Here is a 7,043-nt window from a genome sequence, read left to right on the forward strand (position 1 = left end):
CAGGCGCGCTCCCACATTGGTTTTGTGTAGGCCACAGGTCCTGTGTGGGAGCGAGCCTGCTCGCGAAGGGAGGCGACGCGGTCTAACGGCGGACTTGCTTCAGAGTCTCGGCAATCAAAAACGCCAATTCCAGCGACTGGTCGGCATTCATCCGTGGATCGCAGTGGGTGTGATAACGGTCGGACAAGCCATCCTCGGTAATCGGCCGCGCGCCTCCAATGCACTCGGTGACGTTCTGTCCGGTCATCTCGATATGAATGCCGCCGGCATAGCTGCCTTCCGCTTCGTGCACCTGGAAGAACTGCTTCACCTCGCCAAGGATCTGCGCGAAGTCACGGGTCTTGTAGCCGCTGCTGGCCTTGATGGTGTTGCCGTGCATCGGGTCGGAGCTCCACAGCACTTGTTTGCCTTCGCGCTGGACCGCGCGGATCAGTGCCGGCAGATGATCGCCGACCTTGTTCGCACCCATCCGCGCGATCAGGTTCAACCGCCCCGGATCGTTGTCCGGGTTGAGCACGTCGATCAGACGGATCAGGTCATCAGGGTTCATGCTCGGGCCGACCTTGACGCCGATCGGGTTGTTCACCCCGCGCAGGAATTCGACATGCGCGCCGTCGAGCTGGCGGGTGCGGTCGCCGATCCACAGCATGTGCGCCGAGCAATCGTAGTAATCGTTGGTCAGGCTGTCGCGGCGGACGAAGGCTTCTTCGTAATTCAGCAGCAGCGCTTCGTGGGCTGTGAAGAAACTGGTTTCGCGCAGTTGCGGCGAGCTGTCCATGCCGCAGGCGCGCATGAACGCGAGGGTTTCATCGATGCGGTCGGCGAGGTGGCTGTACTTCTCGGCCAGCGCCGAGTTGGCGATGAAATCCAGGTTCCACTTGTGCACTTGATGCAGGTCGGCAAAACCGCCCTGGGCGAAAGCGCGCAACAGGTTCAAGGTTGCTGTGGACTGATGATAGGACTGCAGCAAACGCTCCGGATCCGGCACGCGGCTCTTTTCGTCGAAGCCGATGCCGTTGACGATGTCGCCACGGTAGGCCGGCAGGGTTACGCCGCCGATGGTTTCGTCGTTGGCCGAACGCGGTTTGGCGAACTGGCCGGCCATGCGCCCGACCTTGACCACCGGGCAGCCAGCGGCGAAGGTCATGACGATTGCCATTTGCAGCAACACTTTGAAGGTGTCGCGGATCTTCGCGGCGGAAAATTCGGCGAAGCTTTCCGCGCAATCGCCGCCCTGCAACAGAAACGCGCGACCCTGGGTGACTTCGGCGAACTGGCGGCGCAGCTCGCGCGCTTCGCCGGCGAACACCAGTGGCGGATAGCTGGCCAGGGTTTGCTCGACCTGGCGCAGGTGCGCGGCGTCGGGGTATTGCGGTTGTTGCTGGATCGGCAGGGCGCGCCAGCTGTCAGGGCTCCACGGTTGGCTCATCACGGTCTCGAAGTTCATACGCAGGGAAGCGCCATGTTAGCAGCAATTAGTGCGTGACCTGCTCCCGCCCCATCGCCGACAATCGCCGCTTTGCCACGGCGCCACAGCGGTGCCATCGCGTCACCGCGCCCGGTGACCATCAGGAGACGAAATGACTGAGGAGCGCGTCGAGCATCTGCTCGCCGAAGTACAGGATGAGTTCGGCGTGATTCGCGTGCTGGAAGTGGCCGATTACCGCTTTCTCGAGTTCGGCGATGCGATCGAGCAGAGCTGCGTGTTCACCGCCGACCCGAGCTGGCTGGAGTACGACTACACCCGCGCGATGCTGATCGGCGCGCTGTGCCACGAGCAGCCGGAGAGTGCGCTGTTTCTCGGTTTGGGCGCCGGCACGCTGACCCAGGCTTGCCTGAAGTTTCTGCCGCTGGAAGACGTCGAAGCCATCGAACTGCGCCCGGACGTGCCGCGCCTGGCCATCGAATATCTCGGTCTGGATGATGATCCGCGTTTGTACATCCGCGTCGGCGATGCGCTGGAATTGCTGCCGACTGCCGAGCCGGCGGATCTGATTTTCGTCGACCTCTATACCGATGTCGGTCCCGGTGTCGGGCATCTGGCCTGGAGTTTTCTCGGCGATTGTCAGAAGCGCCTGAATCCGGGCGGCTGGCTGGTGATCAACCAGTGGGCCACCGACGATGGCAAACCGCTGGGCGCGGCGTTGTTGCGCGGGCTCTATCACCGGCATTACTGGGAGTTGCCGGTGAAGGAGGGCAACGTGATTCTGATCGTTCCGGCGGATCTCGATCAGGCGCTGGACATGCAGGCGCTGACCCAGCGGGCCGAAGCGCTGGCGCCGCAGCTGGGTTATTCGTTGCAGTCGTTGATCAACGCGATTCGCCCGGCGACCTGAGCCGGCAGGACCGCCCCCTTCGCGAGCAGGCTCGCTCCCACATTTGAAATGCGTTCTACCTGTGGGAGCGAGCCTGCTCGCGAAAAGGCCCTGACAGGCAGCAGAATCTTCAGATGCCTTTGAAGATCCCCGGACGCCGCTCCACCAACGACCGCACCCCCTCCCGGGCATCCTCAGTGGCGAGCAACTTCTTCACCAGCGCCGGTAACGCCTGCGCCGCCGCTGTCTCCCCCTCATAGCGCGCCTGTCGCGCTGACATCAAGGTCGCCTGCACCCCCAGCGGCGCCTGCCGGGCAATCCGTTCGGCCAGCTCGATCGCGCGGGGCAGCAAATCTTCGCTGGCCATCACTTCCTGCACCAGGCCCAGATGCAACGCATCGTGGGCATCAAATTCATCGCCAGTGAGCAACCAGCGCATCGCATTGCCCCAGCCGGCAATCTGCTGGAAACGCAAAGTCGCGCCGCCAAACGGAAAGATCCCACGCTGCACTTCCATCTGCGCGAAGCGGGTATTGCTCGCGCACAGGTTGATGTCCGCCGCCAGCATCAGCTCGATGCCGATGGTCAGGCAGTAACCCTGCGCGGCGACGATGACCGGTTTGCTCACTCTCGGGCCGACGAAAACACCCCAGGGATCGCAACCGCCGCTCGGAACCTGCCAGCCTTCGGCCAGGGCTGCGCTGGCATTGACCAGATCGAGCCCGGCGGTGAAGTGCTCGCCATGGCCGAACACCACGGCGACCCGCGCTTCGCGGTCGGCTTCGAATTCGCCGTAGGCCAGGCTCAGGTCGTTGAGCAGGTCGATATCGAAAGCGTTGCGCTTGGCCGCCCGATCGAGGCCGATCAAGTGCACATGACCACGACGTTCTCGGCTGACGCGGCCGGCGCAGGGCTGATTCATGGCTAAATCCTCAAGCGGGAAGGGCGGGTGCGCGGCGCTTTGCCGCAGGTCGGTGAACCGTTTAAGCGTCATCGCCCGCAGGGCCGGGCCTTTGCAAAATAGACCGTTGCGCGATTATCCGCAAAACCCCGTTACACGGCGGTGACACACGGATAAGGGCCACAAAAAAAGCTCCCTTTTCGGGCGAAATCCGGTATAGTGCGCGCCGGCCTTTAACCGGGCCGCGTTTAGGTAGCGCATTTCCCGAAGTCAGCTTCGGCTGCACGTCCGCATTGCGGGCTCTTCCTTGACGATTCATCTTCATTCATTCGTTTTCGCAAATCCCCGCCGACAAAGCTGCCAGGGCGACTCTTGAGTCTCAACACGGCATGCGCAGCTTTGGAGCATGGGTCTTTGCGGATGCACTTAGAGGCAGACCCATGACCCAGGAAACCGGCGGATTCGCCGCTTTTAATCTCAACCCGAATATTCTTGCAGCCGTCGCAGCGACTGGCTACGAAGAGCCTTCGGCGATTCAGCAGCAATCGATCCCGATCATCATGGCCGGCCAGGACATGATTGGCCAGGCGCAAACCGGTACCGGTAAAACCGCCGCGTTCGCACTGCCTATTCTGCACCGCATCGATCCTGCCAAGCGCGAACCGCAAGCCCTGATCCTGGCGCCAACCCGAGAGTTGGCGCTGCAAGTAGCAACCGCTTTTGAAACCTACGCCAAGCAAATGCCAGGCGTCACCGTCGTGGCTGTCTACGGCGGCGCGCCGATGGGCCCGCAACTCAAGGCAATCCGTAATGGCGCACAGATTGTTGTCGCTACTCCGGGTCGTCTGTGCGACCACCTGCGTCGCGACGAGAAAGTCCTGTCGACCGTGAACCATCTGGTTCTCGACGAAGCTGACGAAATGTTGAAGCTGGGCTTTATGGATGACCTGGAAGTCATCTTCAAGGCTCTGCCATCGACCCGCCAGACCGTGCTGTTCTCGGCGACCCTGCCGCAGTCGATCCGCGCCATTGCCGAACGCCACCTGCGCGATCCGCAACACGTCAAGATCCAGACCAAGACCCAGACCGTTACCGCGATCGAACAGGCTCACCTGTTGGTTCACGCTGACCAGAAAACCTCGGCCGTACTCAGCCTGCTGGAAGTCGAAGACTTCGACGCGCTGATCATGTTCGTGCGCACCAAGCAAGCGACCCTGGACCTGGCCAGCGCCCTCGACGCCAAAGGCTACAAAGCCGCCGCGTTGAACGGTGATATCGCCCAGAACCAGCGTGAGCGCGTGATCGACTCGCTCAAGGATGGTCGTCTGGACATCGTTGTCGCCACCGACGTTGCTGCCCGTGGTCTGGACGTTCCGCGCATCACTCACGTATTCAACGTTGACATGCCGTACGACCCGGAATCCTACGTGCACCGTATCGGCCGTACCGGCCGTGCCGGTCGCGAAGGTCGTGCACTGCTGCTGGTGACTCCACGTGAGCGCCGCATGCTGCAAGTGATCGAGCGCGTAACCGGTCAGAAAGTTGCCGAAGTACGCCTGCCAGACGCTCAAGCCGTTCTCGATGCACGCATCAAGAAACTGACCAACAGCCTGTCGCCGCTGGTTGCTGATGCCGAATCGACTCACGGTGAGCTGCTTGATCGCCTGACTGCCGACATCGGTTGCACCCCGCGTGCACTGGCTGCTGCGCTGCTGCGCAAGGCTACCAACGGTCAAGCGCTGAACCTGGCCGCGATCGAGAAGGAACGTCCACTGGTGCCGAACAACGCACCGCGTGGCGACCGTCCTGAGCGTTCCGGTGACCGTCCTGATCGTGGTGACCGCGAGCGTCGCGCGCCAATGCCTTTGGGCGAAGGCCGCGCTCGTTGCCGTACCGCGCTGGGTGCGCGTGACGGTATCGCTGCGAAAAACCTGCTGGGCGCCATCCTCAACGAAGGCGGTCTGGCCCGTGAAGCGATCGGTCGCATCCAGGTGCGTGACAGCTTCAGCCTCGTCGAACTGCCGGAAGAAGGTCTGGAAAAGCTCCTGACCAAGCTGAAGGACACTCGCGTGGCTGGTAAGCAGCTCAAGCTGCGTCGCTACCGCGAAGATTGATCTGCCCTTGGGCTGATTGATCGAACATAAAAAATCCCCGACTGGTTCGGGGATTTTTTTTGCCTGTTCATTGGCTACCGTGGGAGCGAGCCTGCTCGCGAAGGCCTCAACCGAAGCGATAAATATCCATGCCCAGCGCCCCCATCGTGAAACCCTGATGTGCCACGCTGAAAACCCCGCCCGCGCCGCGAGCAAAATACAACGGCAACAAATGCTCATCACTCGGGTGACTGCGCACCGCATTTGGCGCCTGCTGGCGATAATCATGCAGCGCCGTTTCATCGTCGGCCGCCAGTTTGTCGATCATCCAGTCACGAAAATCCCGCGCCCACGGTTCAATGCTTTCCGGGCCGGCATGCCAGTCCAGCTCCCGGAGGTTGTGGGTGATGCTGCCGGAGCCGATCAACAGAATGCCGTGTTCGCGCAGGCTCGCCAGTGCACGGCCAACCCGCGTCTGTAAGGTCGGTCCGCCGCGACTCGGCAGCGAAACCTGCACCACCGGAATGTCGGCTTGCGGATACATCAACGACAGCGGCACCCAGACACCATGATCGAACGGTCGTTGCGGATCGAGCCGCGCCGGCAAGTCATGGGCGTTCAGCAGTTCAGCCACTTCGGCGGCCAGATGCGGATTGCCCGGTGCCGGGTACTGCACTTCAAACAGCGCACGGGGGAAACCGCCGAAGTCGTGCCAGGTTTCCGGATGCGGGTGGCTGCTGACCAGCAGTTCCTGGCTTTCCCAGTGCGCCGAGACGATGACGATGGCTTTGGGGCGCGGCAGTTCAGCGGCCAGTCGCGCCAGTGCCGGGCCGCTGGCACCGGGCTCCAGCGCCAGCATCGGTGAACCGTGGGAGATAAACAGGCTGGGCAACATGGACGGGCTCCTGAGCGCTAAGATGAGCCATCTTCAGTCAAATCATCGATCTGAATCCAATATAAGTTTCTGCGGTTTTTCATCGGTTTTTCGGGAGTGATCCATGCAGCCTGAGTTTTGGTACAAGAAATGGGATTCGAACCAGATCGGCTTTCATCAGGCCGAGGCCAACCCGTATTTGCAGCGCTATTGGCCGGAGCTGGCGATTGCACCGTCGGCACGCGTGCTGGTGCCGCTGTGCGGCAAGAGTCTGGACCTGCTCTGGCTTGCCGGGCAGGGACATCAGGTGCTTGGAGTGGAGCTAGCGGAAAAGGCTGTCGAGGAGTTTTTCAGCGATCATCAATTGCAGCCGCAGATCAGCGAGAAGGGCGCATTCAAGGTTTATCGCTGTGATGCCATCGAACTGTGGTGCGGGGATTTTTTCGCGCTGACGGCAGAGGATGTTGCCGGTTGCACGGCGCTGTACGACCGCGCCGCGCTGATTGCCTTGCCGGACGCCATGCGTCAGCACTACGCGGCGCATCTGCAGCAGTTGCTGGCGCCGGAGGTGAAAGGGCTGGTGATTACCCTGGATTACGATCAGACGCAGATTCCCGGGCCGCCGTTTGCGGTGAATGATGATGAGGTGCAGCGGTTGCTCGGCCAGGGTTGGCAGCTGGAGAAACTGGAAGAGCGGGATATTCTGGCTGAGAGCCCCAAGTTTCAGCAGGGCGGGGTTGAGTGGTTGGTGGAGAGGGTTCATCAGGTTTCTTCCAGATAGTTTTCTGTCAGCAGCTCCGGCGTCTTCGCGAGCAGGCTCGCTCCCACAGTGGGATGCATTCCAAAGGTGGGAGCGAGCC

At 61.7% G+C, this 7,043-nt stretch carries 6 protein-coding genes; 3 read left to right on the plus strand and 3 right to left on the minus strand.

Annotation, left to right across the window (positions count from 1 at the left end; genetic code table 11):
* Nucleotides 1–82: 82 nt before the first annotated feature.
* The gene (locus QMX86_RS26740) at nt 83–1,429 is read right to left on the minus strand and encodes a 3-deoxy-7-phosphoheptulonate synthase class II (protein ID WP_038861070.1); all 1,347 of its coding nucleotides are present in this window, start codon (nt 1,427–1,429) and stop codon (nt 83–85) included.
* A 151-nt stretch (nt 1,430–1,580) separates the two neighbouring features.
* Here QMX86_RS26740 and QMX86_RS26745 point away from each other — a divergent pair, with 151 nt between their 5' ends.
* On the plus strand, nt 1,581–2,336 hold the full coding sequence (locus QMX86_RS26745) for a spermidine synthase (RefSeq protein ID WP_024013768.1): 756 nt from the start codon (nt 1,581–1,583) through the stop codon (nt 2,334–2,336).
* Nucleotides 2,337–2,445: 109 nt separating this feature from the next.
* Here QMX86_RS26745 and QMX86_RS26750 read toward each other — a convergent pair whose 3' ends face one another.
* Nucleotides 2,446–3,237 (minus strand): crotonase/enoyl-CoA hydratase family protein, encoded by a 792-nt coding sequence (locus QMX86_RS26750; protein WP_073472434.1) that lies wholly within the window; start codon nt 3,235–3,237, stop codon nt 2,446–2,448.
* A gap of 419 nt (nt 3,238–3,656) precedes the next feature.
* On the opposite strand from QMX86_RS26750, the gene QMX86_RS26755 reads away from it, so the two are divergent.
* Nucleotides 3,657–5,330 (plus strand): DEAD/DEAH box helicase, encoded by a 1,674-nt coding sequence (locus QMX86_RS26755; protein ID WP_016770859.1) that lies wholly within the window; start codon nt 3,657–3,659, stop codon nt 5,328–5,330.
* 106 nt (nt 5,331–5,436) lie between these two features.
* On the opposite strand, the gene QMX86_RS26760 is transcribed toward QMX86_RS26755, so the two are convergent.
* Nucleotides 5,437–6,204, minus strand: coding sequence for a class III extradiol ring-cleavage dioxygenase (locus tag QMX86_RS26760; protein WP_110646790.1), 768 nt, complete (start codon nt 6,202–6,204; stop codon nt 5,437–5,439).
* Nucleotides 6,205–6,307: 103 nt separating this feature from the next.
* Between QMX86_RS26760 and QMX86_RS26765 the strand changes: the two genes are divergently transcribed.
* Nucleotides 6,308–6,964: a thiopurine S-methyltransferase gene (locus QMX86_RS26765; RefSeq protein WP_282387576.1), complete on the plus strand. Its 657-nt coding sequence runs from the start codon at nt 6,308–6,310 to the stop codon at nt 6,962–6,964.
* Nucleotides 6,965–7,043 lie beyond the last annotated feature (79 nt).

Origin of the sequence: Pseudomonas sp. PS01270, from assembly GCF_029959775.1 — a bacterium.
In the GTDB taxonomy this organism is placed as follows: Bacteria; Pseudomonadota; Gammaproteobacteria; order Pseudomonadales; family Pseudomonadaceae; genus Aquipseudomonas; species Aquipseudomonas atacamensis.